The sequence below is a fragment of the Stenotrophomonas sp. VV52 genome, assembly GCF_002893095.1.
In the GTDB taxonomy this organism is placed as follows: domain Bacteria; phylum Pseudomonadota; class Gammaproteobacteria; order Xanthomonadales; family Xanthomonadaceae; genus Stenotrophomonas; species Stenotrophomonas aracearum.
In genome coordinates, this window is record NZ_PKQQ01000003.1 from 216537 (window position 1) to 242490 (window position 25954).

At 67.7% G+C, this 25954-nt stretch carries 21 protein-coding genes; 8 read left to right on the forward strand and 13 right to left on the reverse strand.

Annotated elements, in window-relative coordinates; all coding sequences use genetic code 11:
• Positions 1 to 205 precede the first annotated feature (205 nt).
• Both C2U58_RS09440 and C2U58_RS09445 read left to right on the forward strand, forming a co-directional pair.
• Positions 206 to 598, forward strand: coding sequence for a c-type cytochrome (locus C2U58_RS09440; RefSeq protein WP_102945625.1), 393 nt, complete (start codon positions 206 to 208; stop codon positions 596 to 598).
• A gap of 8 nt (positions 599 to 606) precedes the next feature.
• Positions 607 to 1068, forward strand: a complete 462-nt coding sequence (locus C2U58_RS09445) for a cytochrome c (RefSeq protein WP_102945626.1) — start codon at positions 607 to 609, stop codon at positions 1066 to 1068.
• Positions 1069 to 1155: 87 nt separating this feature from the next.
• Here the strand turns inward: C2U58_RS09445 and C2U58_RS09450 are convergent, their stop codons facing one another.
• Positions 1156 to 3039: an ATP-binding cassette domain-containing protein gene (locus C2U58_RS09450; protein WP_102945627.1), complete on the reverse strand. Its 1884-nt coding sequence runs from the start codon at positions 3037 to 3039 to the stop codon at positions 1156 to 1158.
• Positions 3040 to 3105: 66 nt separating this feature from the next.
• Here C2U58_RS09450 and dbpA point away from each other — a divergent pair, with 66 nt between their 5' ends.
• On the forward strand, positions 3106 to 4482 hold the full coding sequence (gene dbpA, locus C2U58_RS09455) for an ATP-dependent RNA helicase DbpA (protein WP_102945628.1): 1377 nt from the start codon (positions 3106 to 3108) through the stop codon (positions 4480 to 4482).
• 111 nt (positions 4483 to 4593) lie between these two features.
• Here the strand turns inward: dbpA and C2U58_RS09460 are convergent, their stop codons facing one another.
• From C2U58_RS09460 to C2U58_RS09480, 5 genes are all read right to left on the reverse strand, one after another.
• Positions 4594 to 5133, reverse strand: coding sequence for an adenine phosphoribosyltransferase (locus C2U58_RS09460; protein ID WP_102945629.1), 540 nt, complete (start codon positions 5131 to 5133; stop codon positions 4594 to 4596).
• Between the two features lie 37 nt (positions 5134 to 5170).
• Positions 5171 to 6736 carry a YdiU family protein gene (locus C2U58_RS09465; protein ID WP_102945630.1) on the reverse strand — a complete coding sequence of 522 codons (1566 nt, stop codon included), beginning with the start codon at positions 6734 to 6736 and terminating at the stop codon, positions 5171 to 5173.
• A 37-nt stretch (positions 6737 to 6773) separates the two neighbouring features.
• Complete coding sequence (locus C2U58_RS09470) at positions 6774 to 7466, reverse strand: glutathione S-transferase (protein WP_102945631.1); 693 nt, start codon at positions 7464 to 7466, stop codon at positions 6774 to 6776.
• 119 nt (positions 7467 to 7585) lie between these two features.
• Positions 7586 to 7795: a cold-shock protein gene (locus C2U58_RS09475; protein ID WP_068851222.1), complete on the reverse strand. Its 210-nt coding sequence runs from the start codon at positions 7793 to 7795 to the stop codon at positions 7586 to 7588.
• Between the two features lie 428 nt (positions 7796 to 8223).
• Positions 8224 to 9114: a pseudouridine synthase gene (locus C2U58_RS09480; protein WP_102945632.1), complete on the reverse strand. Its 891-nt coding sequence runs from the start codon at positions 9112 to 9114 to the stop codon at positions 8224 to 8226.
• Between the two features lie 42 nt (positions 9115 to 9156).
• On the opposite strand from C2U58_RS09480, the gene C2U58_RS09485 reads away from it, so the two are divergent.
• From C2U58_RS09485 to C2U58_RS09495, 3 genes are all read left to right on the forward strand, one after another.
• The gene (locus C2U58_RS09485) at positions 9157 to 9708 is read left to right on the forward strand and encodes a YaeQ family protein (protein ID WP_070209579.1); all 552 of its coding nucleotides are present in this window, start codon (positions 9157 to 9159) and stop codon (positions 9706 to 9708) included.
• Positions 9709 to 9718: 10 nt separating this feature from the next.
• Entirely contained in the window at positions 9719 to 10903 is a 1185-nt protein-coding gene (locus C2U58_RS09490) for an NAD(P)/FAD-dependent oxidoreductase (RefSeq protein ID WP_102945633.1), read from the forward strand.
• A 90-nt stretch (positions 10904 to 10993) separates the two neighbouring features.
• Positions 10994 to 13063 (forward strand): EAL domain-containing protein, encoded by a 2070-nt coding sequence (locus tag C2U58_RS09495; protein ID WP_070209581.1) that lies wholly within the window; start codon positions 10994 to 10996, stop codon positions 13061 to 13063.
• 505 nt (positions 13064 to 13568) lie between these two features.
• Here the strand turns inward: C2U58_RS09495 and fabV are convergent.
• The 6 genes from fabV to queA form a co-directional block, all read right to left on the reverse strand.
• Positions 13569 to 14825, reverse strand: coding sequence for an enoyl-ACP reductase FabV (fabV, locus tag C2U58_RS09500; RefSeq protein WP_102945634.1), 1257 nt, complete (start codon positions 14823 to 14825; stop codon positions 13569 to 13571).
• Positions 14826 to 15032: 207 nt separating this feature from the next.
• Positions 15033 to 16013, reverse strand: coding sequence for a protein translocase subunit SecF (gene secF / locus C2U58_RS09505; protein ID WP_070206535.1), 981 nt, complete (start codon positions 16011 to 16013; stop codon positions 15033 to 15035).
• 16 nt (positions 16014 to 16029) lie between these two features.
• A complete protein-coding gene (gene secD / locus C2U58_RS09510; RefSeq protein ID WP_102945896.1) occupies positions 16030 to 17886 on the reverse strand; it encodes a protein translocase subunit SecD in 1857 nt (618 codons plus the stop codon).
• Between the two features lie 61 nt (positions 17887 to 17947).
• The gene (yajC, locus tag C2U58_RS09515; protein WP_070206534.1) at positions 17948 to 18292 is read right to left on the reverse strand and encodes a preprotein translocase subunit YajC; all 345 of its coding nucleotides are present in this window, start codon (positions 18290 to 18292) and stop codon (positions 17948 to 17950) included.
• Positions 18293 to 18390: 98 nt separating this feature from the next.
• Positions 18391 to 19521 carry a tRNA guanosine(34) transglycosylase Tgt gene (gene tgt / locus C2U58_RS09520; RefSeq protein ID WP_102945635.1) on the reverse strand — a complete coding sequence of 377 codons (1131 nt, stop codon included), beginning with the start codon at positions 19519 to 19521 and terminating at the stop codon, positions 18391 to 18393.
• Between the two features lie 57 nt (positions 19522 to 19578).
• Entirely contained in the window at positions 19579 to 20610 is a 1032-nt protein-coding gene (gene queA, locus C2U58_RS09525; protein WP_102945636.1) for a tRNA preQ1(34) S-adenosylmethionine ribosyltransferase-isomerase QueA, read from the reverse strand.
• Between the two features lie 247 nt (positions 20611 to 20857).
• Here queA and C2U58_RS09530 point away from each other — a divergent pair, with 247 nt between their 5' ends.
• Entirely contained in the window at positions 20858 to 22354 is a 1497-nt protein-coding gene (locus C2U58_RS09530; RefSeq protein ID WP_102945637.1) for an aminotransferase class III-fold pyridoxal phosphate-dependent enzyme, read from the forward strand.
• Positions 22355 to 22397: 43 nt separating this feature from the next.
• A complete protein-coding gene (locus C2U58_RS09535; protein ID WP_102945638.1) occupies positions 22398 to 22991 on the forward strand; it encodes a TIGR00730 family Rossman fold protein in 594 nt (197 codons plus the stop codon).
• Here the strand turns inward: C2U58_RS09535 and C2U58_RS09540 are convergent, their stop codons facing one another.
• A complete protein-coding gene (locus C2U58_RS09540; RefSeq protein WP_102945639.1) occupies positions 22992 to 25880 on the reverse strand; it encodes an EAL domain-containing protein in 2889 nt (962 codons plus the stop codon).
• Positions 25881 to 25954: the final 74 nt, after the last annotated feature.

A 25954-nucleotide genomic window follows, 5' to 3' on the forward strand; every position in this document is an offset into this window, starting at 1 on the left:
GTCGTGTCCCTGAAGGATGCGTGGGCAGGTGTGGTAGCAAAGTAATGCACCACGTCACGACTACACCATATCCCAAAGGTCATGGTGACCTGCGGCCGCCTGTCGGCAATGCCCGGTTTCAGCTAGATGAAAACGCAGGCTATACTCGGGTCAGTTCCGTACCCCACGCCGGAACGACCAGAACCCGTATATCGGAAACGACATCATGCGCCCGCAGCCGCTCGCCGCTTGTCTTGCTCTGGCCGTCCTCCTGCCCTTCGGGGTTGCCGTCCAGGCCGCACCTGCTCCAGCTCCAGCCGTACCCGCCGCTGCCCCGGCAGCCGCGCCCGCCGCCCCGGCCGCCCTGACCGGGCAGTTCGACAACGGCCGGGTGCTCGCCTACACGTGCCAGGGGTGCCACGGCATCACCGGGTACAAGAACGCCTACCCCAGTTACCGGGTGCCCAAGATCGGTGGGCAGACCCAGCAGTACCTCAGCCAGGCGCTGAGCGAGTACCGCACGGGCAAGCGCCGGCATCCGACGATGCAGGCGCAGTCCATGAGTTTCAGCGAACAGGAGATCGCCGATCTCGCTGTTTACCTGTCCACCGTCAAATAAGCGCGCTCATGACGAAAGCCACGCGATTCAAGCGTTACGCCATCGCCCTGTCCGTTACCCTGCTGCTGGCTGCCTGTTCGCAGTCGCAGGTGGAAAACAGCGCAGATTCCGCCGCCGACCCGGGCCACGCCAGTGGTGAGCACGGGTCAGGTTCTTCTGCCGGCCTGCCGGCGGGCCGCATCGGCCACGGTGAGGGGCTTGCCCAGCGCCGCAGCAAGGCGACCAACCAGAGCTGCATCGACTGCCACGGCGCCGACGGCAACAACCCGATCGACCCGACCTACCCGAAGCTGGGGGGACAGTACGGCGATTACCTCGCCCATGCGTTGCAGGCCTACCGTGCCGGCGACCGCCAGCATGCGTTGATGACGCCGCAGGCAGCGGAGCTGACCGATCAGGATATTGCCGACCTGGCGGCGTTCTTCGGCTCGCGGCCGAGCCAGTTGCGGGATCTGCACGGGTTGAAGTGACCGGTGCGGGCGATGCGTGATTACACGCATCGCTGCCAGGCAGAGCCCGGCACTACGGCGTAGAGCCGGGCTCTGCCCGGCTGTTCCTCAATTGTCGAGCTCTTCCCAACGCTTGTAGGCGGCGTCCAGCTCCGCCTGCACCTTGCCCAGCTGCTGGGTGTGCGCGGCCATGTCCGGTGCGCTGCGCTGGTAGAACGCCGGATCGTTCATCGCGGCGGTCAGGCCTTCGACGTCCTTTTCCAGGGTCTCGATCTTCTGCGGCAGCTGTTCCAGCTCGCGCTGGTCCTTGAAGCTGAGCTTGCGCCTGGCCGTCGGCGCCGGTGCGGCAGCCGCCGCGACCGGGGCCGCAGCCGGCTTCGCCGCTGCAACCGGCGCGGCCGCGGCTTCCACGCGCGCCGCATGGCGCTGCCAGTCGCTGTAGCCCCCCACGTACTCGCCGACCACGCCGTTGCCTTCCATCACCATGGTGGAGGTCACCACGTTGTCCAGGAAGTCACGGTCGTGGCTGACCAGCAGCAGCGTGCCGGTGTAATCGCCGAGCAGCTCTTCGAGCAGTTCCAGCGTTTCCACGTCGAGGTCGTTGGTCGGTTCGTCCATCACCAGCAGGTTGGACGGCTGCGCGAACAGCTTGGCCAGCAGCAGGCGGTTGCGCTCGCCACCGGACAGGCGGGTGATCGGTGCGCGCGCCCGCTCGGGGGTGAACAGGAAGTCCTGCAGGTAGGCATGCACGTGTTTGCGCTTGCCGTTGACCTCTAGGAAATCGCGGCCTTCGGCCACGTTCTCGATCGCGGTCCAGTCTTCGCGCAGCACCGAACGGTACTGGTCGAAATACGCTATCTGCAGGTTGGTGCCGGCGCGCACTTCGCCGCTGTCCGGTGCGAGGTCGCCCAGCAGCAGCTTGAGCAGGGTGGTCTTGCCGCTGCCGTTGGGGCCGATCAGGCCGATCCGGTCGCCGCGCAGGATGGTGGTGCTGAAGTCCTTGACCATCACCCGGTCGCCGAACGCGAAGGAGATGTCCTTGACGTCGATCACCTTCTTGCCGGAGTTCTCCGCCTGGGAGGCCTCCATGCGCACGTTGCCACCGAGCTCGCGACGCTGCGACCGTTCGGTGCGCATGGCCTTGAGGCGGCGCACGCGGCCCTCGTCACGGGTGCGGCGGGCCTTGATGCCCTGGCGGATCCAGACTTCTTCCTGGGCCAGCAGTTTGTCGAAGCGCGCGTTCTCCTGCGCCTGCGCGTTCAGTCGCTCTTCGCGGCGACGCTCGTAGTTGGCCCAGTCGCCCGGCCAGCTGGTGACCTGGCCGCGGTCGATCTCGACGATGCGGGTGGCCAGCGCACGCAGGAAGCGGCGGTCATGGGTGACGAACACCACGCTGCCGTTCCAGTTCTTGAGGAACATTTCCAGCCAGTCGATGGCTTCGATGTCCAGGTGGTTGGTCGGTTCGTCCAGCAGCAGCAGGTCCGGCGCCGACACCAGCGCGCGCCCGAGCAGCACACGGCGCTTCATGCCGCCGGACAGGCGTGCGAACTCGGCATCGCCGTCGAGGTCGAGCTTGGTCAGGGTTTCGCTGACGCGCTGGTCCAGGCCCCAGCCGTTGGCGGCGTCGATCCTGGCCTGCACGGCCGCCAGGGCATCGCCGTCGAACTCCTCGGCCACGCTGAGATGGTGGAACTCGGCCAGCCACTGGCCCAGCTCGCCGAGGCCGTCGGCGACCACGTCGAACACGCTGCCGGCCGCGCCGTGCGGCACTTCCTGCTCGAGCCGGGTGATGCGAACCCCCTGCTGCACGCGCACTTCTCCGTCGTCGGGCTTGTGGTCGCCGGACAGCAGCTTGAGCAGGGTGGACTTGCCGGCGCCGTTGCGGCCGATCAGGGCGATGCGTTCGCCCGGTTCGATCGACAGTTCGGCTTTTTCCAGCAGCAGCGGGCCGCCGACGCTGAAGTCGACGTTTTGCAGAGTAATCAGAGGCATCCCGCCATTGTACGGGCTGGCGGGGCGCGCCGTCGCTCGCGGCAGCCCGAACGGGTAGAATGTGGCATGAACGAATTCTCCGAACTGCCCCTGTCGGCCTCGCTGGCGGCGGGCATCGACGCGCTGGGCTATACCCAGATGACTCCCGTGCAGGCGCAGGCGCTGCCGGCGATCCTGGCGCGCCGCGACCTGATCGCACAGGCCCCCACCGGCAGCGGCAAGACCGCGGCGTTCGGGCTGGGCCTGCTGCAGGCGCTGGACCCGGCGGTGATCCGCGCGCAGGCGCTGGTGCTGTGCCCCACCCGCGAACTGGCCGACCAGGTCGGCAAGCAGATCCGCAAGCTGGCCACCGGCATCCCCAACCTGAAGCTGGTGGTGCTCACCGGCGGCATGCCGCTGGGCCCGCAGCTGGCCTCGCTGGAAGCGCATGACCCGCACGTGGTGGTCGGCACCCCGGGCCGGATCCAGGAACTGGGCCGCAAGCGCGCCCTGAAGCTGGGCGGGGTGACCACGCTGGTGCTGGACGAAGCCGACCGCATGCTCGACATGGGCTTCGAAGAGCCGATCCGCGAGATCGCCGGGCGTACCAGCAAGGACCGGCAGACGCTGCTGTTCTCGGCGACCTACCCCGACGAGATCCGCGAGATCGCGCGGGTGCTGCTGCGCGACCCGGTCGAAGTGACCGTGGAAGGCGCCGACCACGCCCCGGCGATCCGCCACCTGTTCTGCGAGGTCGACCTGGCCAGCAAGCAGAAGGCGCTGGCCGGCCTGCTGCTGAAGTACACCCCCGAATCGACCGTGGTGTTCTGCAACACCCGCCGCGATGTGGACGACGTGGCGGTGTCGCTGCAGGAATTCGGTTTCTCGGCGCTGCCGCTGCACGGTGAAATGGAACAGCGCGACCGCGACGAAGTGCTGGTGCGCTTCGCAAACCGCAGCTGCAACGTGCTCGTCGCCAGTGACGTGGCCGCGCGCGGGCTGGACGTGCAGGACCTGGCGGCGGTGATCAATTACGAGCTGCCCACGGACATCGAAACCTATGAACACCGCGTCGGGCGGACCGGCCGCGCCGGTGCCACCGGGCTGGCGATCAGCCTGGTGACCGGGCGCGAGCGCAACCGCGCCGAGGCGCTGGAAGCGGCGCAGGGCAAGCCGCTGGACTGGCAGAAGACGCCACTGGCGACCGCGCGCCCGTCGGTGCTGCCGCAGGCCGCCATGGCCACCCTGCGCATCGACGGCGGCAAGACCGACAAGCTGCGCCCGGGCGACATCCTCGGCGCGCTGACCGGCGAGGCCGGATTGTCGGCCAAGGTGATCGGCAAGATCGACATCTACGCCACGCGTTCGTACGTGGCGATCGCGCGCGAGCATGTGGGCAAGGCGATCGCGCGGCTGGAAGCCGGCAAGATCAAGGGCAGGCGTTTCCGCGTGCGGAAGATGTAATCGCGCGGGTCTGGCACCGTGAGGGACACGCATGGCGTGTCTCTACGCGGGTGCAGACCGGTGGCGGCAACGATCGGCCGTAGCGACACGCCATGCGTGTCCCAAGCGGTCTCAATAAACCAGATTGGCCACCAGCGGCACGTCGCTGTTCCAGCGCTCGCGCCCACCCAGCCCGGCCAGTTCAACCAGCACCGCCGCGCCCACCACCTCGACCTGCAGCTGCCGCGCCAGCGACAGCGCCGCCAGCAGCGTACCGCCGGTGGCCAGAACGTCGTCCACCACCAGCACGCGCGCACCCGGCGGCAACGCGTCGGCATGCACTTCGATGCTGTCGGTGCGGTATTCCAGGGTGTAATCCTGCTTCAACGTGCGCCCCGGCAGCTTGCCCGGCTTGCGCACCGGCACGAAACCCACGCCGAGCACCTGCGCCATCGCCGCGCCCAGGATGAACCCGCGCGATTCGATGCCCATCACCGCATCCAGGGACGCATCGCGCCACGGCGCGACCATCGCGTCCACCGCGGCCGCGAAGTCCGGGCCGTTGGCCAGCAGCGGCATGATGTCCTTGAACAGGATGCCCGGCTTGGGGAAATCGGCGACGTCGCGCAGGCGGCCGGCCCAGGCCGGAACGGGGGCGGAAGAATCGGTCATGGTCACGCAACCACAGAGGGTGGCATAGGGTAACCCCTCAGGAACTGCAGGACAGCATCGAGCAGCCGGCCTTGTTCCGGGCCCATTCCGGACGCTTGGCGGCGTAATGCGCGCGGCCCGGCTGTTCGTCATAGGGATGCCGCAGCACCTCCTGCAGGGCATGCACGCCACCCAGGTCGCCCTGCTCCGCCCGTTCGATCGCCTCCTGCGCCAGCCAGTTGCGCAGCACGTACAGCGGATTGGCCGCGCGCATGCGCTGCTGCCGCTGCGCGGGATCCAGCCCATCGGCCTGCAGCCGCAGCGCGTAGGCCTGCAGCCACGCCTGCAGCGCCGGCAGCACGGCGGCGCGACGTTCCGGGCTGTAGAACGCGTCGTCCAGCACGGCCACGTCCGGCGCCAGCGGATCGAACGCGATCAGGCCGCGGAATGCCAGGGTCATGTCCATCTCGCCCTCGTGCAGCAGCTGCAGCCAGTCGGCCATCAAGCCGAGGTCGGCATCGCCGCACGCCGCCAGGCCGAGCTTGGCCGCAGTGTCGTCGCGCTCGCACTGCGCGTGCACGGCCTGGAACCGGGCCAGGCCGGCGTGCAGCGGCGCCACGTCCTCGAACAGCGGCGCCAGCGCCTGTGCCAGCCGGGTCAGGTTCCAGTACGCCACCTGCGGCTGGGTGCCGAAGCGATAACGACGGCCCTGCGCGTCGGTCGTGTTCGGGGTCCAGTCCGGGTCGTAGTCGTCCACCCAGCCGTACGGGCCATAGTCGATGGTCAGGCCGAGGATGGACAGGTTGTCGGTGTTCATCACGCCATGCACGAAGCCGACCCGCATCCAGTGCGCGACCAGCACGGCGGTGCGCTCGCAGACCTGCGCAAACCACGCGCCGTAACGGTCCGCGCCGGCCTCGGCCAGTTCGGGGAAATCGCGCGCGATGCAGGCATCGGCCAGGTGCCGCAGCAGGGCCACGTCGCCGCGCGAGGCCGGCAGCTCGAAACTGCCGAAGCGCAGGAATGAGGGGGCCACCCGGCACACCACCGCGCCGGGTTCCGCCTCGGGGTGACCGTCATAGAACATGTCGCGCACTACCGGGTCGCCGGTCTCCACCAGGCTGAGCGCGCGGGTGGTGGGCACGCCCAGGTGATGCATGGCTTCGCTGCACAGGAATTCGCGGATCGACGAGCGCAGCACCGCACGGCCATCGGCGCCGCGCGAATACGGGGTGCGCCCCGCCCCTTTCAGCTGCAGCTCCCAGTAGCGTCCGTCCGGCGCCACCAGCTGCCCCAGCGAGATCGCGCGGCCGTCGCCGAGCTGGCCGGCCCAGTGCCCGAACTGGTGCCCACCGTAGTTGGCGGCCCACGGCTGCATGCCTTCGTACAGCGCATTGCCGCCGAACACGCGGGGGAAATCGGCACTGTCCAGCAGGTCCTGGCCCAGGCCCAGCTGGGTGGCCAGCTCGGGGGAGTACGCCAGCAGCCGCGGCGCCGCCACTGGCGTCGGCATCACCGACGACCACAGCGCGCCGCGCACCTCGCGCACGCGCGGGCCGGTTTCGTCGTCGCCGGGCTGGTCGCGGAGGAAACGGTTGTCGAAGCGCAACGGTTCAGTGCTCATCACGACAAGGTGGGGGCGTCGGGATGCCCCCACAAGCTCAGGCCGCGCCAGCGCCCAGGTTCAACGGGCCGCCCCGCTCCACCGCCCGCTGATATGCCGGCCGCTGTTCGATGCGCTGCAGGAAGCCCTTCAGCCTCGGGTAGGCCTCCATGCTGCCGGCGCGCGACGCGGCGGCCTGGATCGGGAAGCTCATCTGGATGTCGGCGGCGGTGAAGCGCTCGCCGGCGAACCAGGGCGCGGCAGTCAGTTCGCGCTCCATCCAGTCCAGGTGGAGCTTCAGCTGCGGGCCCACGAAGGTCTTCATCACCTTGTCGGCAATGCCACGGGCAATGGGCCTGGCGAAGAACGGCATCGGCGCCTTGCGCACCCGCGCGAACACCAGGCTCATCAACAGCGGCGGCATCGCCGAGCCTTCGGCGTAGTGCATCCAGTAGCGGTAGCGCACGCGCTCGGGCGCCTGTGCGGGCAGCAGTTCCGGCGACAGCTGGCGGCCGCTGTCATAGCGGTCGGCCAGGTACTCCAGGATCGCACCGGATTCGGCCAGCACCAGCGCGTCGTCCTGCAGTACCGGCGATTTGCCGAGCGGGTGGATGTCGCGCAGGGACTGCGGGGCCAGCCAGGTCTTCGCATCGCGCTGGTAGTTGACCAGCTGGTACGGCAGGTTCAGTTCTTCAAGCATCCACAGCACGCGCTGCGAGCGCGAGTGGTCCAGATGGTGCACCTTGATCATCGGCAGGTCCGCGAAGGCAAATCGACATGCTACCCGTCGGCGCGTCTGCACCGCGCAATAAAAAACGCCGGAAGCTTTCGCTTCCGGCGTTCCTGGCAACCTTACGGTTGCAGGGGCAATTAAGCCGCCTGCACCTGGTCAGCCTGCATGCCCTTCTGGCCCTGCACGGCGACGAAGGTGACCTTCTGGCCTTCCTGCAGCGACTTGAAGCCGGTGCCCTGGATGGCGCGGAAGTGGACGAAGAGGTCCGGGCCGCTTTCCGGGGTGATGAAGCCGAAGCCCTTGGCATCGTTGAACCACTTGACGGTGCCGCTCTGACGATCAGACATGTTACTAACTCCTGAAACATAAGTTGAAATAATCGCGGCCGCCGGATTTCCGGAGCCGAGACTGAGTTGCAGGCGTTGGTAAAGCGGATCGATGAGCGGATCGTGAGATCAACTGCACCAGGCCACGATTCACGGTGACCCTAGCAAACACAGTGTGGGGGACGATACGCGCCTTTTACCGAAAAAGCGATAGCTGGGTGATTCAGCCATCTCCCCCCGTCCCGCCTGACAGGACAAGGGGTAGGCGCATCCTACACGAATTGGAGTGCCCTATTCATGTATTTCCAGGCTTAATTTGAGCCAAACGCGAGGCCTCTGATGCCTACGGATGGGTAGACGAGAAGCCGATAGGAGGGGTAGAGCCGCGCCTCTAGACCGGCGGGCGCCGTTCTGACGAACGCGTCGCCACGCGCCATTCACCCACCGCATCACCTCGGGACATCGCCAAGCGTCAGGCCGCTGGTAAACCGCCTCCGCTCCCCGGTCAGCGGGTCCTCGAACGCCAGCTCCCTCGCCAGCAGCTGCAGAGGCGCGGCGGTTGGCGCCCCGTCCAGCTCCGGATACAGGTCGTCGCCGAAGATCGGCGCGCCCAGCGCTGCCATGTGTACCCGCAGCTGGTGCTTGCGGCCGGTTTCCGGGTGCAGCCGATAGCGCCAGACCGGGCCATCCGCGTCAATTACGTCGATCCGGGTGCGCGCATTGGGCTCGCCTGCCGCCTCCGCCATCCGGAAGAACGGGTCGCCCGGCACCAGCCGGCTGTGGCGCTCCAGTGGGAACGCCACCCCGGGCAGGGCCTGCGCCAAGGCCTCATAGGTCTTTTCGATGCGCCGCTCACGAAACAGCCGCTGATAGGCGTCGCGCGTCCCCACGTGGGTGGAGAACAGCACCAGCCCGGCGGTCAGCCGGTCGAGCCGGTGCAGCGGCACCAGCGCCGGGTTGCCGGTGCGTGCCACCAGCCGCGCCAGCAGGGTCTGCCGGACGTAGCCACCGGCCGGCGTGACCGGCAGGAAATGCGGCTTGTCGGCGACCAGCAGGTGCGCGTCGACGTGCAGGATCGCTTCTTGGGCCGGGATCACCGGTTCGTCGGCGACCTCGCGGAAATACTGGATCTCCAGCCCGACCTGCCAGGGCTGGTCGGGGGACAGCGCCCTGCCCTGCGCGTCGCGGACCCGGCCCCGCGCGAAACGGTCCTGCCACTGGGCGCGGTCGATGCGCGGGAAGCGCTCGCACAGTCCGTCCAGCAGGCAGCGCCAGGCGCCGGGCGGCAGCTGCAGGCGGCTCGGCCGTTCGGTCGTATGAAGGGAATCGGGCGCAGTCATGGCCCACCCATTATCATGGCGCTCTTTGTTCACGGTACCCCCATGGCCCTCACCGCCACCATCCGCAAGGCCGAACTGCAGATCAGCGACATGGATCGCGGCTACTACGCCAGCCATAACCTGACCCTGGCCCAGCACCCTTCCGAGACCGATGACCGGTTGATGGTGCGCCTGCTGGCCTTCGCGCTGAACGCCGAGGACCGGCTGGAGTTCGGCCGCGGGCTGAGCGTGGACGACGAACCGGACCTGTGGAAGCAGGACTACACCGGCGCCATCGAGCGCTGGATCGACCTGGGCCAGCCCGACGAGTCGCGCCTGCGCAAAGCGGCGGGCCGTGCCGGCGCGGTGCAGCTGATCACCTACGGCGGCCGCGCGGCCGACATCTGGTGGGAGCGCAACGCTTCGGCGCTGAACAAGCTCAAGACCCTGGAAGTGCTGGACCTGCCCGGCGAGTTCGTCGAGCAGTGGGGCGCGCAGATCGAGCGCAGCATGCGCTGGACGGTGATCATCCAGGACGGCGAGGTGCAGCTGATGTCCGACAAGGCCGAGCTGAGCGTCATTCCCACCTGGCGCAAGCCCGCTCCGCAGGCATGAGCAACGCGGCATGAGCACCACCCGCTGCGATGTCCTGGTGATCGGCGCCGGCGCTGCCGGCCTGATGTGCGCGCTCACCGCCGGCCGGCGCGGGCGCATGGTGCAGGTGATCGACCATGCCAACAAGGTCGGCAAGAAGATCCTGATGTCCGGCGGCGGCCGCTGCAATTTCACCAACACCGGCACCACCCCGGCCAACTTCCTGTCGGCCAACCCGCATTTCTGCAAGTCGGCGCTGGCCCGCTATACGCCGTGGAACTTCATCGAGATGGTGGAGCGGCACGGCATCGCGTACCACGAGAAGGAACTGGGCCAGCTGTTCTGCGACATTTCGTCGAAGCAGATCGTGCGCATGCTGATGGACGAGTGCACGGCCGCCGGCGCGCAGGTCCGCACCGACTGCACGGTGGAGAAGGTGGAACGCGGCAGCGACGGCTTCCATGTGCAGACCACGCAGGGGCGTTTCCACGCCGCCTCGCTGGTGGTCGCCACCGGCGGGCTGTCCATTCCCAGCCTGGGCGCCACCGGGTTCGGCTATGAGCTGGCCCGCCAGTTCGGCCACGCGGTGCTGCCGACCCGGGCCGGGCTGGTCCCGCTGACCCTGAGCGGCAAGCACCAGGAACGCTTCCACGAGCTCAGCGGGGTGGCGCTGCCGGTGGCGGCGCGCTGCAACGATGTCGAGTTCCGCAACTCGCTGCTGATCACCCATCGCGGCATCAGCGGGCCGGCGATCCTGCAGATCTCCTCGTTCTGGCAGCCCGCCGACGACCTGCGCCTGGACCTGCTGCCCGGCCAGGACGCCGAGGAGTGGCTGCGCACGATGAAGCGCGAGCGCGGCGCGGCCGAGCTGCGCACGGTGCTGTCGGAGGTGCTGCCGCGCCGGCTGGCGCTGCGCCTGTGCGAACACTGGCTGCCGGACCGGCCGGTGCGCCAGATCGACGAGCGCGAGCTGCGCCAGGCGGCCGCCCTGCTGCAGGACTTCCCGCTGGTCGCCAGTGGGACCGAGGGCTACCGTACCGCGGAGGTCACGCTGGGGGGCGTGGACACGCGTAGGGTGTCGTCCAGTACGTTCGAGTCGCAGCTGGTTCCGGGCCTGCATTTCGTGGGTGAGGTGCTGGATGTGACCGGCTGGCTGGGCGGCTACAACTTCCAGTGGGCCTGGGCCAGCGGCCACGCCGCCGGCCAGGTCGTGTAGGCGCGCGCGCATTCCGTGACCGGCGCCCGCCGCCGGCATGGACGAAGCGGCACGCATCGTGTATCAAGTTTGCAGTCTGGGGAGTAGTGAATGCAGAACGCGAATGACATCACCGTCCGCCTGCTGATCGTGGATGACAGCGGCGAGAACGCCGAAACCATCGTCAGCCTGCTGCGCAACAGCGGCATCGCGGTGCGCCCGGCGCGCCCGCAGAACGCCGAGGAGCTGGCGCAGATCATCGGCAGCCAGCCGATCGACCTTGTCCTGGCGGCGCCGGCGCAGAGCATCCCGCTGCTGCAGGTGACCCAGCAGATCGCGGCCAGCGGCAAGGACATTCCGATGATCCTGCTGGCCGAGAGCATCAATGAGTCGGAATGGGTGGAAGCCAGTGCCAACGGCATCCGCGCGGTCGCCCTGCGCAACCGCCCGGAACACCTGCTGGCGGTGGTGCGCAATGAGTGGACCGACCTGCACGCGCGCCGCGGGCTGCGCCGGATCGAGGCGCAGATGCGCGAGACGGAGCGCCGCTGCGATGCGCTGATCGCGTCTTCGCGCGACCCCATCGCCTACGTCCACGAGGGCATGCACATCCGCGCCAACGAGGCCTACCTGGAGATGTTCGGGTACGAGGCGTTCGACGACGTGGAAGGCATTTCGCTGCTGGACATGGTTGCGCCGCAGCACGTGGAAGGCTTCAAGCAGCTGTTGAAGTCGCTCAGCAAGGGCGAGCCGCCGCCGCCGCAGTACCAGGTGGATGCGCGCAACCAGGACGGCGCGGTGTTTGCCGCGACGATGGAATTCACCCCGGCGACCTATGAGGGCGAGAGCTGCCTGCAGGTGGTGTTCCGCCGCCGGATGGAGTTCGACCCGGAACTGGCCCGCGAGGTGGAGGACCTGCGCCAGCGCGACCAGGTGACGGGGCTGCTCAACCGGCAGACCTTCATGCTGCACGTGGAAAACGCGGTGGCTCAGGCGGGCCGCAGCGAGGGCCGGTTCGGGCTGCTGCTGGTGGAGCCGGATCATTACGCGCGGCTGTTGCCGGACATCGGGCTGGATTCGGCCGATGCGCTGATCGCGGCGCTGGCGAAGGTGCTGGCGGATACGGTGGGCGACAGTGCGCAGCTGGCGCGCTACGGCGAGCACAGCCTGGCGGTGCTGACCGAGGGTGCGTTCGCGGACACCGAGGCGCTGGCGGACCGGATCCGGGAGGCATTCGCGGCGCAGGTGTTCAGCATCGGCGAGCGTTCGGCGACGGTGACGGTGAGCATTGGCGGCGTGCAGGTGGGCGAGAAGATCGCGAGCGTCGGGCAGGTGCTGGCGCGCGCGACGGAATGCCAGCAGGCGGCGTCGGAACTGGGCAACACGAGCCGGATCTTCGATCCGGCGGCGGTGGACCGGGTGGAGGAAGAGCGCATCCAGCGCTGGGTGGCGCGGATCAACGAGGCTTTGGCCGGCGACGGTTTCCAGCTGCACTACCAGCCGGTGCTGAACCTGGGTGGCGAGCCGCTGGAGCTGTACGAGGCGTATCTGCGCCTGGACAACAACGGGGAGCTGGTGAGCCCGGCGGCCTTCCTGGGCATTGCCGAGGAGCACGGGCTGCTGGCGGACATCAACCGCTGGGTGGTGGGGCATGCGATCAGCGTGCTGGGGCAGCGCGCACGCGCGGGCCATGCGACGCACATGATGGTGAAAATCACCCCGGAATCGTTCAACGACCCGCAGATGGTGGCGACGATCCGTCGGGAGCTGGAGGCACACGGGGTGCCGGGCGAGCGCCTGTGGCTGCACGCGCCGGAAGCGAAGGTGTTCACGCACCTGCGCAACGCGCAGCAGTTCCTGGCGGACGTGGCGCCGCTGGGCTGCCGGATCGGGTTGGAGCAGTTCGGTTCTGGGCTGGATTCGTTCCAGCTGCTGGCGCACTTCCAGCCGCAGTTCCTGAAGCTGGACCGCGACTTCACCAGCGATTTCGCGCGGACCCGCGAAAACGCAGACAAGATCAGCGAAATCACCACGCGCGCGCAGGAAGCGAACATCCGCACGATCGCGGAGTTCATCGCGGACGCGAACTCGATGAGCATGCTGTTCAGTGCCGGCGTCGATTACGTGCAGGGCGAGTTCGTCGGCCCGGCCGGCCCGGTGATGAACTTCGATTTCGGTTGATGCGATCCCTGGTTGCCCGCCATCCGTGGCGCCGGGCCCTGCCCGGCTGCTGTTGGATTCAGGCGAACAGCCCTCGGGTGCAAGGGTCCCCTGGCTTGGGCCGCCCGGTGCCGGTTTGCGGGGTCGCCGTGAACCCATCCATGGGGGCTAAGCGGTCGCCATCCATGGCGCCGATTCCCCCGCAAACCGACCCCGGTCGACCCTCTGACAGTTGGCCGGTGGCCACGGGAAACGCGGAAACCCAACGCGCAGTGACACGCCATGCGTGTACGCCGTTCCCAACCGCACACGACCCTGTATGGGGGCGGCCGCCGGGTAGCCCCCGGAGGGACGCTAGAAAACATGGATGTTTTCTAGCAGCCCCCATGGATGGGTTCACGGCGTGTCCCGGAGCGGGGCTGCCCGGCGGCCGCCCCTGCTCGAAGTAACGAGACGCTGCTCTTTGCAGCAGAAACGAAAATGCCGCCCAGAAGGACGGCATCTCGTTTCCGATCACAGGTTCAAATCAGGTCATATCGACCAGGTCGGGAATCGAAACATCCGTCGCCACATCCGCTTCGTAATCCACGCCTTCGACGCCGAACCCGAACAGCTTCAGGAAGTCGGCCTTGTAGCCGGCCAGGTCGCTGATCTCGTAAAGGTTCTCGTTGGTCACCTGCGGCCAAAGCGCGACGACTTCAGCCTGCACGTCCGGTGCCATTTCCTTGTAGTCCGCACGCAGGCGGCCCGCTTCGTCGACCAGCTCCACCGTGCGGCCGTCGGCCAGCAGCTGGTGGCGCAGGCGCTCCACCGCGGGGCCGCTGTCCTTGCCGCCGTAGACGATGTCGTACAGCGTATCCAGCTGCTCGATGCAGCCCTCGTGCGTACCGCGCTCCTTCATCACCTTGAACAGCAGCGACAGGTACAGCGGCATGGTCGGAATCGCCGAGCTGGCCTGCGTGACCACCGCCTTCAGCACCGACACGCGCGCGTCGCCGCCCAGCGGTGCCAGCTTGGCGCGGATGCCCTGCACCTTCTGGTCCAGGTCCTTCTTCGCCGCACCGATCGAACCGTTCCAGTAGATCGCCTGGGTGATTTCCTCGCCCACGTAGGTGAAGGCCGTGGTGGTCGCACCCTCGGCCAGCACACCGGCCTCCAGCAGCGCGTCGATCCACATCTGCCAGTCCTCGCCGCCCATCACCGCCACCGTGCCCGCGACTTCTTCCGGGGTGGCCGGCTCGATCGTGGTTTCGGTGATCACTTCCTTGTCGGTGTCCAGGCCGCGCAGGGTGATCGGCGCGCCGATCGGCTTCAGCGTCGAGCTGATCACCTCACCGGTCTTCGGGTGCTTGCGGCGCGGCGCGGCCAGGCTGTACACCACCTGGTCGACCTGGCCCAGGTCCTGCCGGATCAGCTCGATGACCTTGGCCTTCACCTCGTCCGAGAACGCATCGCCGTTCACGCTGCGCGCGTACAGGCCGGCCTCCGTGGCGTACTTCTGGAATGCCGCCGAGTTGTACCAGCCCGCCGTACCCGGCTTGGTTTCGGTACCCGGACGCTCGAAGAACACGCCGAGCGTCGCCGCGCCGCTGCCGAACGCGGCGGTGATGCGGGCCGCAAGGCCATAACCGGTGGACGCACCCAGCACCAGCACGCGCTTGGGACCGTTCTGGATCTTCGGCTGCGCCTTGATGTAATCGATCTGCTGCTTGACGGCTGCGTCGCAGCCGACCGGATGGGTGGTGACGCAGATGAAGCCGCGCACACGCGGTTTGATGACCATGGAAACCTCGGTAGAAACGGTGCAGCCACGGGAACGGCCGCACGCAACCCCGAAATCGTAGTGCGCACGGGCAGACAGCACAACCGACGCCCCGGTACGGTGGCAACGAAAAAGCCGCGCAGTGCGCGGCTTTTTCCTTTTGCCGGTGTCCGGCCAGCGGCCGGACCTACAGCGGGGTCGTGTCCGGCCAGCGGCCGGACCTGCAACTTACGGACGGCGTGCCAGGGCTTCGACGTCCTTGGCCTTCGGCAGCAGGTCCTGCTTGCTCACGCGCAGGAAGCCGATCGTCAGCATGGGCACCGCGACCAGGATCGAGGACAGCACCACGATCACCGCACCCACCATGTGGGTTTCGGCCAGGCCTTCCATCGATGCGCCGCCGTACATGTACAGCGCCAGGGCCGACAGGAAGAACATCACCGCGGTGATCACCGTACGCGACAGCGTCTGGTTGATCGAGCGGTTCAGCACTTCCAGCGGCTCCACGCGCAGGCTGCGGAAGTTTTCGCGGACGCGGTCGAACACCACGATGATGTCGTTGATCGCAAAGCCCATCACCGACAGCAGGCCGGCCAGCACGTTCAGGTCGAACTCGCGGCCCATCAGCGACACGTAGGCCAGCGTCACCAGCAGGTCGAACAGCGCCACGATGCTCGCGGTGACCGCGAACTTCCACTCGAAGCGGAAGCCGATGTAGATCAGGAAGCCGGCCAGCATGAAGATCGTCGCGTACAGGCCGTTCATGGCCAGGTCCTTGCCGATCTGCGGACCCACGAACTCATTGCGCAGGATCGTGGCCGGGTTCTCGCTGGTGGTGATCGCCTTGAGCACCGCCGCGCCGGTGGCCTTGTCCTCTGCACTGGCTGCGCCGGTGCCGGGGGCATGCTCGCCGTGCGGGGCCAGGCGGATCAGCACGTCGGTGTTGCCACCGAAGCTCTGTACCTGGGTGCCTTCGAAGCCGTTGGCTTCCAGGCGCGAGCGGACTTCTTCCACGTCCACCTGGCGATCGAAGCGCGCTTCGATCAGGGTGCCGCCGGTGAAGTCCAGTGCGAAGGTGAAGCCCTTGATGCCGATGATGGCAACCGAGGCCAGGAACACCGCGATGGTGACTGCCATGGCGACATGGCGCCACCGCATGAAGTCGATCGTGGTGTCGTTCGGGAGGATGTGCAGCGGAAACAGTTTCATTGTGCGAGTCGTCCCGTCAGATGGCCACGTTCTGGAGCTTCTTGCGACGACCGTAGATCAGCGTCGCCAGGGCGCGCGACACGGTGATCGCAGTGAACATCGAGGCGAAAATACCGATGATCATGGTCAGGGCGAAGCCCTTCAGCGGACCGGTACCGAACGCGAACAGGGCCACGCCCACGATCAGGCCGGTCAGGTTGGCGTCCAGGATGGTGCCACTGGCGCGCTCATAACCGGTCACGATCGCGGTCTTGCCCGGCACGCCGGCACGCAGCTCTTCACGGATACGCTCGTTGATCAGCACGTTGGCGTCGACCGACAGGCCCACCGACAACGCCAGGCCGGCGAAGCCCGGCAGGGTCATGGTGGCGCCGAACAGCGACATCACCGCAACCACGATCAGCAGGTTGAACAGCATCGCCGCCGAGGTGATCAGGCCGAACATGCGGTAGTACACGGTGAAGAACACCAGGGTGAACATGAAGGCGTAGATCACCGCGGTGATGCCGCGCTCGACGTTCTCGGCACCCAGGCTGGGGCCGACCACGCGCTCTTCCACGAAGTCCATCGGCGCGGCCAGCGAGCCCGACTTCAGCAGCTTGGCCAGTTCTTCGGATTCCTTCTTCTCCAGACCGGTGGTCTGGAAGTTCTTGCCGAACACGCCGTTGATGTTGGCCACCGAGATCACTTCCTCGTTGACCCGGAAGCTGCGCACTTCCTTGCCGTCGACCGTGGTCACGGTCGGCACGCGTTCGGTGTACACCACCGCCATCGGCTTGCCGACATTGGCGCTGGTGAAGTCGAACATGCGCTGGCCGCCGACGCTGTTGAGCGTCACGCTGACCGACGGGGTGCCGGTGGTGGCGTCGTTGACCGCCTGGGCAGCGACCATCTGGTCGCCGGTGACGATCACGCGCTTGTTCAGCAGGATCGGGGCACCCGTGTCACGGCGCGTGTAGACCTTGGCCTCCGGCGGAATGCGGCCGGTGTCGATGGCGTCCTGCGCGTTGCCGTCGACCACCGCACGGTATTCCAGGGTGGCGGTCGCACCGATCATGCGCTTGGCTTCGGCGGTGTCCTGCACGCCCGGGAGCTGCACGACCACGCGGTCGGCGCCCTGGCGCTGGATGATCGGCTCGGCCACGCCCAGCTGGTTGACGCGGTTGCGCAGGGTGTTGATGTTCTGCTCGATCGCACCGTTGGTGATCTGGCTCAGCTCGGTTTCCGGCACGGTCACGGTGATGCGCTTGCCCACCACGTCGTAGCCCAGGGTCGGCTGCGCCTTGGCCAGCGCCACGCGGGCGCGGTCCACGGCCGCGTCATCGGTGGACGGGCTCAGCGTGGCGACGATGGAGTTGTCCGGGCGACGCTCGACCGACTGGAACGGTACGCGCGACTCGCGCAGCGTGCCGCGCACGTCTTCGGCGTAGGCGTCCATGCGCTTGTCGATGGCCGCCTTCTGGTCGACCTGCAGCACGAAGTGCACGCCACCCTGCAGGTCCAGGCCCAGCACCATCGGGCGACCGCCCAGGCGCTGCAGCCAGTCCGGCACGGTCGAGGCCAGGTTCAGCGCCACCGTGTAGTTCTCACCCACGCTGTCGCGCAGCCGGGCGCTGGCCGCAGCCTGCGTCTGCAGGTCCGGCAGGCGCACGATCAGGCTCTCGCCTTCCTTGTCCGCACCGATGTTGGCGATGCCGGCGGCCTTCAGGTCGGCCAGCACGCGCTCGCGAAGGGCCTCGTCGACCTGCCCGCCCCGGTTGGCGGTGATCTGGACGGCGGGGTCCTTCTGGTAGATGTTGGGCAGAGCGTACAGCGCGCTGAGCGCCAGTACGATCAGGATGACGACGTATTTCCAGCGTGGAAATTCAAGCATTGCCAGGTTCCTGCGCGGCGCCATTCCCGGCGCCGCGGTTGTGCTTCGGAAAGGAGATGACTCAGTTGGCCGACTTCAGCGTGCCGGTCGGCAGCACGTTGCCCACGGCGCCCTTCTGCACGCGGATGTTGACGTTGTCGGCCACTTCGATGGTGACGAAGTTGTCGCCGATGCCCTTGACGGTGCCGGCGATGCCGCCGTTGGTCAGGACTTCGTCGCCGATCTTGATCTTTTCCAGCATCGCCTTGTGTTCCTTCTGGCGCTTCATCTGCGGGCGGATCATCAGGAAGTACATGATCGCGATCAGGATGATCGGGAACAGCAGCGTGGTCAGGCCCATGCCCTGCGGCTGGCCACCGGCGGCTTGGGCGTGGGCGGCGGGAATCAGGAAGGCGATCAGGTTCATGGTGTGTCCTTGGGTTGGGAGGCGCCCTTCCCCACATGGGGTCGGGTGTCGCCGCGAAACAGGGGTCAGCCGCGAAGTATGCCACGGCCCCGGGCGGGTTACAGCGGCGGCGTGGCCATGCCCCGGGCCGCATAGAAGGACTCGCGGAAGGCCCCGAAGGTTCCCGTCGCGATGGCCGCGCGCATGTCGGCCATCAGCTTCTCGTAATAGAAGAGGTTGTGGAGGGTGCCCAGCATCGGCGCCAGCATCTCGTTGCAGCGGTCCAGGTGGCGCAGGTAGGACCGGGTATAGCCGCTGGTGCAGGCATGGCAGCCGCAGCCCGGCTCGATGGTGTCCATGTCCCGCTCATAGCGGGCATTGCGGATCCGCACCGTGCCGGTGGAGGTGAAATAGTGGCCGTTGCGGGCGTTGCGGGTCGGCATCACGCAGTCGAACATGTCAACGCCGCGGGCGACCCCTTCGACCAGGTCTTCCGGCCGGCCCACGCCCATCAGGTAGCGCGGACGGTCGGCCGGCAGGATCGGGTGCATGTGGTCGAGCATGGCGTTGCGCTCGTGCTCCGGCTCGCCCACCGCCAGGCCACCGATGGCGTAGCCGTCGAAGCCGATCTGCTGCAGGCCCTCGGCCGAACGGGTGCGCAGGTCGTGGTGGACCCCGCCCTGGACGATGCCAAACAGCGCCGCGTCGTTGCCCAGTTCGTCGTGCGCGTTGCGGCTGCGCTGGGCCCAGCGCAGGCTGAGCTCCATCGAGGTGCGCGCCACCGGCTCGGTGGCCGGGTACGGGGTGCACTCGTCGAAGATCATGACCACGTCCGAATCGAGCACCTTCTGGATCTTCATGCTCTCTTCGGGGCCCAGGAACACCCGGGCGCCGTCGGTCGGCGAGGCGAAGGTCACGCCCTGCTCGGTGATCTTGCGGCGATGGGCCAGCGAAAACACCTGGAAACCGCCGGAATCGGTCAGGATCGGCCCGTTCCAGCGCGCGAAGCCGTGCAGGCCGCCGTGATCGGCGATCACGTCCAGGCCCGGGCGCAGGTACAGATGGAAGGTGTTGCCCAAGATGATCTCGGCGCCCAGCGCGCGGATCTGCTCCGGCAGGATGCCCTTGACCGAGCCATAGGTGCCCACCGGCATGAACGCCGGGGTTTCCACCGTCCCGCGCGGGAAGGTCAGGCGGCCGCGGCGGGCACGCCCGTCGGTGGTCTGGAGCTGGAACTGGAGTCGGGACATCGGGCGGAATCGGGGCAAATAATCCTCGATTATCGCCTAAAACCGCCGCGCCCGCTTTCAATCCCCCTGCGGGAACAACAACATGGCGTCGCCATAGCTGAAGAACCGGTACTTTTCCGCGATCGCCGCGCGGTAGGCCTCGAACACCCGCTCCTGCCCGGCGAAGGCCGAAATCATCATCAGCAGCGTGCTTTCGGGCAGGTGGAAGTTGGTGACCATGGCGTCCACGCTGCGGATCCGGTAGCCGGGCGTGATGAAGATCTGGGTTTCGCCGGCATACGGCAGCAGTTCGCCGTCGCGCATCGCGCTTTCCAGCGCGCGCACCACCGTGGTGCCCACGCCGATCACCCGGCCGCCGGCCGCACGGGTCTGGCGGACCTGCTGGACCAGCTCGGCGCCGACGTTGAGCCACTCGCGGTGCATGACGTGGTCCTTCAGGTCATCGGCACGCACCGGCTGGAAGGTGCCCGCGCCGACGTGCAGGGTGACGTGGCCGAAGCCAATGCCCTTTTCCTTCAGGGCCGCGAGCAGGGCTTCGTCGAAGTGCAGCCCGGCGGTCGGCGCGGCCACCGCACCCACTTCGCGGGCGAACACGGTCTGGTAGCGCTCGCGGTCATCCAGCCCCGGCTCGCGCTGGATGTACGGCGGCAGCGGCAGGCGGCCGGCGTGCAGCAGCCACTGCTCCAGCGACTCGGGCACATGGAACTGCAGCACGTAGAACTCGCCGTCGCGACCCAGCACCTCCGCTTCGCCGCCGGCGTCCAGCGCGATCCGGCTGCCCGGCTTGGGCGATTTGCTGGCCCCGACCTGGGCCCGCGCCTGCTGCCCGCCGAGCAGGCGCTCGATCAGGATCTCGACCCGGCCGCCGCTGGCCTTCTGCCCGAACAGGCGCGCCGGAATGACCCGGGTGTCGTTGAACACCAGCAGGTCGCCGGGCTGCAGCAGGTCAGGCAGGTCGCGCACCTGGCGATGGTCGAAGGCTGCAGGGGCCGGCGGCACCACCATCAGGCGGCTGGCCGAGCGCTCGGCGAGCGGGGCCTGGGCGATCAGTTCGGCGGGCAGGTCGTAATGGAAATCGGACTTCTTCAAGGGAGCGCACGGCAACGTGTAGGCAATGTCGCGCATTGTACGACTGGCTCCCGGTGGCAACGAGCGCGGCGGCGAACGTCGCGCAAAATGCTGCTATGCAACAGTTTTTGCCGGGGTTATCGCGCGAAAAAGCGCGTGCTAGCATCGAACCGGAAGTCTGATGCACGAGCCGCATTCCCCCAAGCGCGCGCCCCGGTCGCGCGTTTTGCATTTGCGCCGTGCCGCCAATCGTTTCAGGAGATCTGCAATGAGCTTCATCGAACGCCTCGCCCCCCTCCGCGCCCAGCCCGGCACCCGCCTCACCGCCGGCCTGGATGACGCCACCCTCGACCGCCTGGCCGCCGGCCACCCGCAGCTGCTGGCTGCCGTGGACGCCGCTGCGGCCGAATTCGAGCGGGTCCGCGACGACCTGGCCGAGCTGCTGGCGCTGGACGAACGCGCCCAGATCGATGCCATGCAGGACGGCTTCGTCAATTTCTATGCCGACGACGCAGTCACCCCCTACGTTGCCCTCGCCGCCCGTGGCCCCTGGGTGGTCACCCTCAAGGGTGCGGTGCTGTACGACGCCGGCGGCTACGGCATGCTCGGCTTCGGTCACACCCCGCAGGCGGTGCTGGACGCGATGGCCGCCCCGCAGGTGATGGCCAACGTGATGACCCCGAACCTGTCCCAGCACCGCTTCATCCAGGCGCTTCGCCGCGAGATCGGCCACCGCCGCGGCGGCTGCCCGTATGCACGGTTCATGTGCCTGAATTCCGGTTCCGAGGCGGTCGGCCTGGCCGCGCGCATCGCCGACGTGAACGCCAAGCTGCAGACCGATCCGGGCGCCCGCCATGCCGGTGCGAAGATCAAGCGCGTGGTGGTCAAGGGCAGCTTCCACGGTCGCACCGACCGTCCGGGCCTGTACTCCGATTCCAGCCGCAGGACCTACATGCAGCACCTGGCTAGCTACCGTGGCGAGGACAGCGTGATCGCCATCGCGCCGTACGACGAAGACGCGCTGAAGCGGGTATTTGCCGAGGCCGAACAGAACCACTGGTTCATCGAAGCGGTGTTCCTGGAGCCGGTGATGGGCGAAGGCGACCCGGGCCGCTCGGTGCCGCCGTCGTTCTACGCACTGGCCCGCGAGCTCACCCGCCAGCACGGCAGCCTGCTGCTGCTGGACTCGATCCAGGCCGGCCTGCGCGCGCATGGCGTGCTCTCGATCGTGGACTACCCCGGCTTCGAAGGGCTGGAGGTGCCGGACATGGAGACCTACTCCAAGGCGCTGAACGCCGCGCAGTTCCCGCTGTCGGTGCTGGCCGTGACCGAGCATGCCGCGCAGCTGTACCGCAAGGGCATCTACGGCAACACCATGACCTCCAACCCGCGTGCGCTGGACGTGGCCTGCGCCACCCTGGGCCTGCTTACCCCGGAGGTGCGCGAGAACATCCGCCAGCGCGGCGATGAAGCGGTGCGCAAGCTGGAACAGCTGCGCAGCGAGCTGGGCGGGCTGATCACCAAGGTCCAGGGCACCGGCCTGCTGTTCTCCTGCGAACTGGCCCCGCAGTTCAAGTGCTACGGCGCCAATTCCACCGAAGAGTGGCTGCGCAACCATGGCATCAACGTCATCCATGGCGGTGAGAACTCGCTGCGCTTCACCCCGCATTTCGGCATGGACAGCGAGGAGCTGGACCTGCTCGTGAACCTGGTGGGTCGCGCCCTGAAGGAAGGCCCGCGCCGGGAACAATCGCAGGCGGCGTAAACCCCACCATGCGATAATGGGTGGTTTCCAGCGGGAACCACCCATGAAGTCCATCTGCGTCTACTGCGGCTCCAACGCCGGCAGCAAGCCCATCTACACCGAACGCGCGATCGCGCTGGGCGACCGCATCGCCCGCGACGGCCTGCGCCTGGTCTATGGCGGCGGCAATGTCGGCCTGATGGGCACGGTGGCCAATGCGGTGCTGGCCGGCGGCGGCGAAGTGACCGGGGTCATCCCGCAGCAGCTGGCCGACTGGGAAGTGGCCCATCGCGGCCTGACCGAACTGGAAATCGTCGGCTCGATGCACGAACGCAAGTCGCGCATGTTCGACCTGTCCGACGCGTTCGTGGCCCTGCCCGGCGGGTTCGGCACCATGGAAGAGATCTTCGAGATGCTCACCTGGCGCCAGCTTGGGATCGGCAACAAGCCGTGCGCCTTCCTCGATGTGGACGGCTTCTACGCGCCCCTGATCGGCATGATCGACCGCATGGTCGAAGAGCGCTTCCTGCACCCGGACCAGCGCGCCGACCTGTGGTACGGCTCGGACATCGACGCGATGCTGGAATGGATGCGCGCGTATGAGCCGGCGCAGGCATCGAAGTGGATCGACGAGAAGCGGCGTACGGCGTTGCGTTGATCACGCGGTAACGAATGTCTCCATCGGCGCAGGGCGACCCAGCAGGTAGCCCTGCCCATAATCGCAGCCCAGCTGCAGCAGGGTCTCGCGCTGGGCGGCGTTTTCGATGCCCTCGCCCACCGTTTCGATGCCCAGCGTGCGCGCCAGCGACAGCACGCCCTGGACCAGCGCGTAGGTGCTCTGCAGGTCCTGGCCATGCAGCCCGGCGATGAAGCTCTGGTCGATCTTCAGCGTGGAGATCGGGAAGCGGTGCAGGTAGGACAGCGCCGAGAAGCCGGTACCGAAATCGTCCAGCTGCACCAGCACGCCGCGTTCGCGCAGTGCCTGCAGGATCCGCAGCGTGCGCGGGCCGTCGTCGAGCAGCGCCACTTCGGTGATTTCCAGGCGCAGCCGGCGTGGGTCGGCACCGGCTGCTTCGATCAGGCCGAACAGCCGTGAGCTGAAATCGGGCGAACGGAAATGCCGCGGCGACACGTTCACCGACAGATAGCCTTCGCCACCGCGCGCGAGCTGGCCGATGACTTCTTCATACAGCAGCCAGTCGACCTGTTCGATCAGGCCGCTCTCCTCGCCAAGGTCCAGGAACGCGCTCGGCAGCAGCAGGCCGCGGCGCTCATGCTGCCAGCGCAGCAGTGCCTCGTAGCCCACCACCTGGCCGTCGGTGAGGCGCACGATGGGCTGGTAGAACGGCATGAAATCGCGATTGTTGATGGCCCGGCGCAGGTCGGCTTCCAGGTCCAGGCTGCGCAGCGCTTCTTCGCGCATGGCTTCATCGAACACGGCCCAGCGGTCCTTGCCCTGCGCCTTGGCGCGGTACATCGCCGCGTCCGCGTCGCGCACCATTTCTTCGCCATTACGGTAGCGCGGGCTCCACATCGCGATGCCCAGGCTGCCGGACGGGAACAGCTCGCGCCCCTGCACCCACATCGATTCTTCCAGCGCCACCAGCATGCGCTGCGAGAACTCGCGGGCCGATTCCAGGCCCTGCTCGCATTCGAGCAGGATGGCGAACTCGTCACCGCCCAGGCGGGCCACCACGTCATCGCCGCCGACCATCGACACGATGCGCTTGGCCACCTCGACCAGCATCTGGTCGCCGGCGGCGTGGCCGATGCTGTCGTTGACCAGCTTGAAGCGGTCCAGGTCCAGGAACAGCACCGCAAACCGCAAGCCGTCGCGCGAACGCGCGCGCGCGATGGCATCCTCCAGGCGGTCGAGCAGGTGCGCGCGATTGGGCAGGCCGGTCAGCGCATCGTGCAGGGCCTGGTGGGTCAGCCGCTGTTCGGCGCGCAGGCGCTCGCCGATCTGGCCGAGCAGCTTGTCGTTCACTTCAGCCAGTTCGCGGGTGCGCTCATCGACGCGTATTTCCAGCTCGGCGTGCGCGTTGCGCAGGCGCTCCTGGTCGCGCTGCCGGGCCAGGCCGTTGCCGATGTTCTGCGCGACGAAGGTGAGCAGGCGCTGGTCGTGCGCGGTGAAACTGATCTCCGGCGAGTAGCTCTGCACCACGATCACGCCGACCACGTCGTCGTCGCTCAGCAGCGGCACGCCCAGCCAGCAGTGCGAGCGCGCACCGAATTCGTTGACGGTGCCCGAGGCGCGCAGCGCGTCGATATGCTCGCGCGAGGCCAGCAGCGGCTGCCGGTTGCGCACGATGTACTCGGTCAGGCCCATGCTGAACGGCCGCGGGGCACGGGCCGGGTTGTACTCGTCCACCGAGTAGACGAACTCCAGCCCTTCGCCGGATTCGTCGACCAGCGCGATGTAGAAATTACGCGCATCCAGCAGCGTGCCGACCACGCCATGCACCTGCACGTAGAACTGGGCCAGGCTTTCGGCGCTCATCGCCATTTCGGCGATGTTGAACAACGCCAGCTGCAGTTTCTCGGCGCGGCGGCGCTCGACCACCTCGTCCTGCAGGCTGTGGTTGGCGCGCTGCAGCTCCAGCGTGCGCCGCTCCACCTGGCGCTCCAGCTGCACCTGCGCCTGGCGCCGGTCCATCGCGGTCAGGATGTGCTGGGCCACATAGCCGAGCAGGGTGCGGTCGGCTTCGTTGTAGCGCACGCGCTGCTCGTAACTCTGCACCACGATGGCGCCGCAGACCCGGCCGTCGCGCAGCATCGGCACGCCCAGCCAATCCAGGCTCTCCGGCCCGCGGCTGGGGTCGTATTCGTCGTTCATCGCCGCCAGCAGTTCGTTGGACGGCCCGCTGAGCGGCTGTCCGTGGCGCAGCAGCGCGAAGGTCAGGCTGCGCGGCATTTCATGTTCTTCGTAGCTGCGGTCCGGGTCGGCCACGAAATCGTCGCGCTGGTCGGCGAAGTACAGGAAGCGGATCCGCCGGCGCACATCGTCGTACTCGACGATGTAGCAGTTCTGCGCGTACATCAGCGAATTGAGCACGCGGTGGAAGTGGCGCAGCATCTCGCTCATTTCCAGGTCGGCACCGGCCAGGTCGGCGATTTCGTACAACGCCTGCTGCAGCCGCTTGGAGTTCTCCAGCGAGCGGATCTGCTCGCGTTGCCGGGCCAGCGCCAGCGCGTCCTGCAGGCCGCTGCGGGCCACGCCCCACCAGGCGTCGGGCGGGCTTGCGCCATCTTCCAGCAGGACGTGGATGACCAGCTCGCCGCCCTGGTGCTGCCAGCGGTACACCGCCCCGCCCTGCGGGCAGACCGGCGGCGAGGCCAGCAGCGCCTCCAGCAGCGCGCGATCCGAACCGGCCCGCGGTGGATGCCGCAGGCAGCCTTCGCCCAGCGTGGCGTCGGACCAGCCCAGGGCGAGCTGGGCACCGGCCGGCAACAGCGCGCACAGCGTGCGCCCAAGCGCTGCCGATACCGCTGCGCTGCGGTCCTTCTGTCCCGAAGTCGTCACTGCCTGGCTGGACAACATGTTCATCTCTTTTGACGCCGGATACCCGGCGCCTCCCCTGTCCCCCGAGCATAACGCGCAAACCGGGGGTGAATGGAAGC

Coding starts and splice junctions, on each gene's coding strand:
- C2U58_RS09440 (WP_102945625.1), top strand. CDS start 206: ATGCGCCCGCAGCCGCTCGCCGCTTGTCTTGCTCTGGCCGTCCTCCTG.
- C2U58_RS09445 (WP_102945626.1), top strand. CDS start 607: ATGACGAAAGCCACGCGATTCAAGCGTTACGCCATCGCCCTGTCCGTT.
- C2U58_RS09450 (WP_102945627.1), bottom strand. CDS start 3,039: ATGCCTCTGATTACTCTGCAAAACGTCGACTTCAGCGTCGGCGGCCCG.
- dbpA (WP_102945628.1), top strand. CDS start 3,106: ATGAACGAATTCTCCGAACTGCCCCTGTCGGCCTCGCTGGCGGCGGGC.
- C2U58_RS09460 (WP_102945629.1), bottom strand. CDS start 5,133: ATGACCGATTCTTCCGCCCCCGTTCCGGCCTGGGCCGGCCGCCTGCGC.
- C2U58_RS09465 (WP_102945630.1), bottom strand. CDS start 6,736: ATGAGCACTGAACCGTTGCGCTTCGACAACCGTTTCCTCCGCGACCAG.
- C2U58_RS09470 (WP_102945631.1), bottom strand. CDS start 7,466: ATGATCAAGGTGCACCATCTGGACCACTCGCGCTCGCAGCGCGTGCTG.
- C2U58_RS09475 (WP_068851222.1), bottom strand. CDS start 7,795: ATGTCTGATCGTCAGAGCGGCACCGTCAAGTGGTTCAACGATGCCAAG.
- C2U58_RS09480 (WP_102945632.1), bottom strand. CDS start 9,114: ATGACTGCGCCCGATTCCCTTCATACGACCGAACGGCCGAGCCGCCTG.
- C2U58_RS09485 (WP_070209579.1), top strand. CDS start 9,157: ATGGCCCTCACCGCCACCATCCGCAAGGCCGAACTGCAGATCAGCGAC.
- C2U58_RS09490 (WP_102945633.1), top strand. CDS start 9,719: ATGAGCACCACCCGCTGCGATGTCCTGGTGATCGGCGCCGGCGCTGCC.
- C2U58_RS09495 (WP_070209581.1), top strand. CDS start 10,994: ATGCAGAACGCGAATGACATCACCGTCCGCCTGCTGATCGTGGATGAC.
- fabV (WP_102945634.1), bottom strand. CDS start 14,825: ATGGTCATCAAACCGCGTGTGCGCGGCTTCATCTGCGTCACCACCCAT.
- secF (WP_070206535.1), bottom strand. CDS start 16,013: ATGAAACTGTTTCCGCTGCACATCCTCCCGAACGACACCACGATCGAC.
- secD (WP_102945896.1), bottom strand. CDS start 17,886: ATGCTTGAATTTCCACGCTGGAAATACGTCGTCATCCTGATCGTACTG.
- yajC (WP_070206534.1), bottom strand. CDS start 18,292: ATGAACCTGATCGCCTTCCTGATTCCCGCCGCCCACGCCCAAGCCGCC.
- tgt (WP_102945635.1), bottom strand. CDS start 19,521: ATGTCCCGACTCCAGTTCCAGCTCCAGACCACCGACGGGCGTGCCCGC.
- C2U58_RS09530 (WP_102945637.1), top strand. CDS start 20,858: ATGAGCTTCATCGAACGCCTCGCCCCCCTCCGCGCCCAGCCCGGCACC.
- C2U58_RS09535 (WP_102945638.1), top strand. CDS start 22,398: ATGAAGTCCATCTGCGTCTACTGCGGCTCCAACGCCGGCAGCAAGCCC.
- C2U58_RS09540 (WP_102945639.1), bottom strand. CDS start 25,880: ATGAACATGTTGTCCAGCCAGGCAGTGACGACTTCGGGACAGAAGGAC.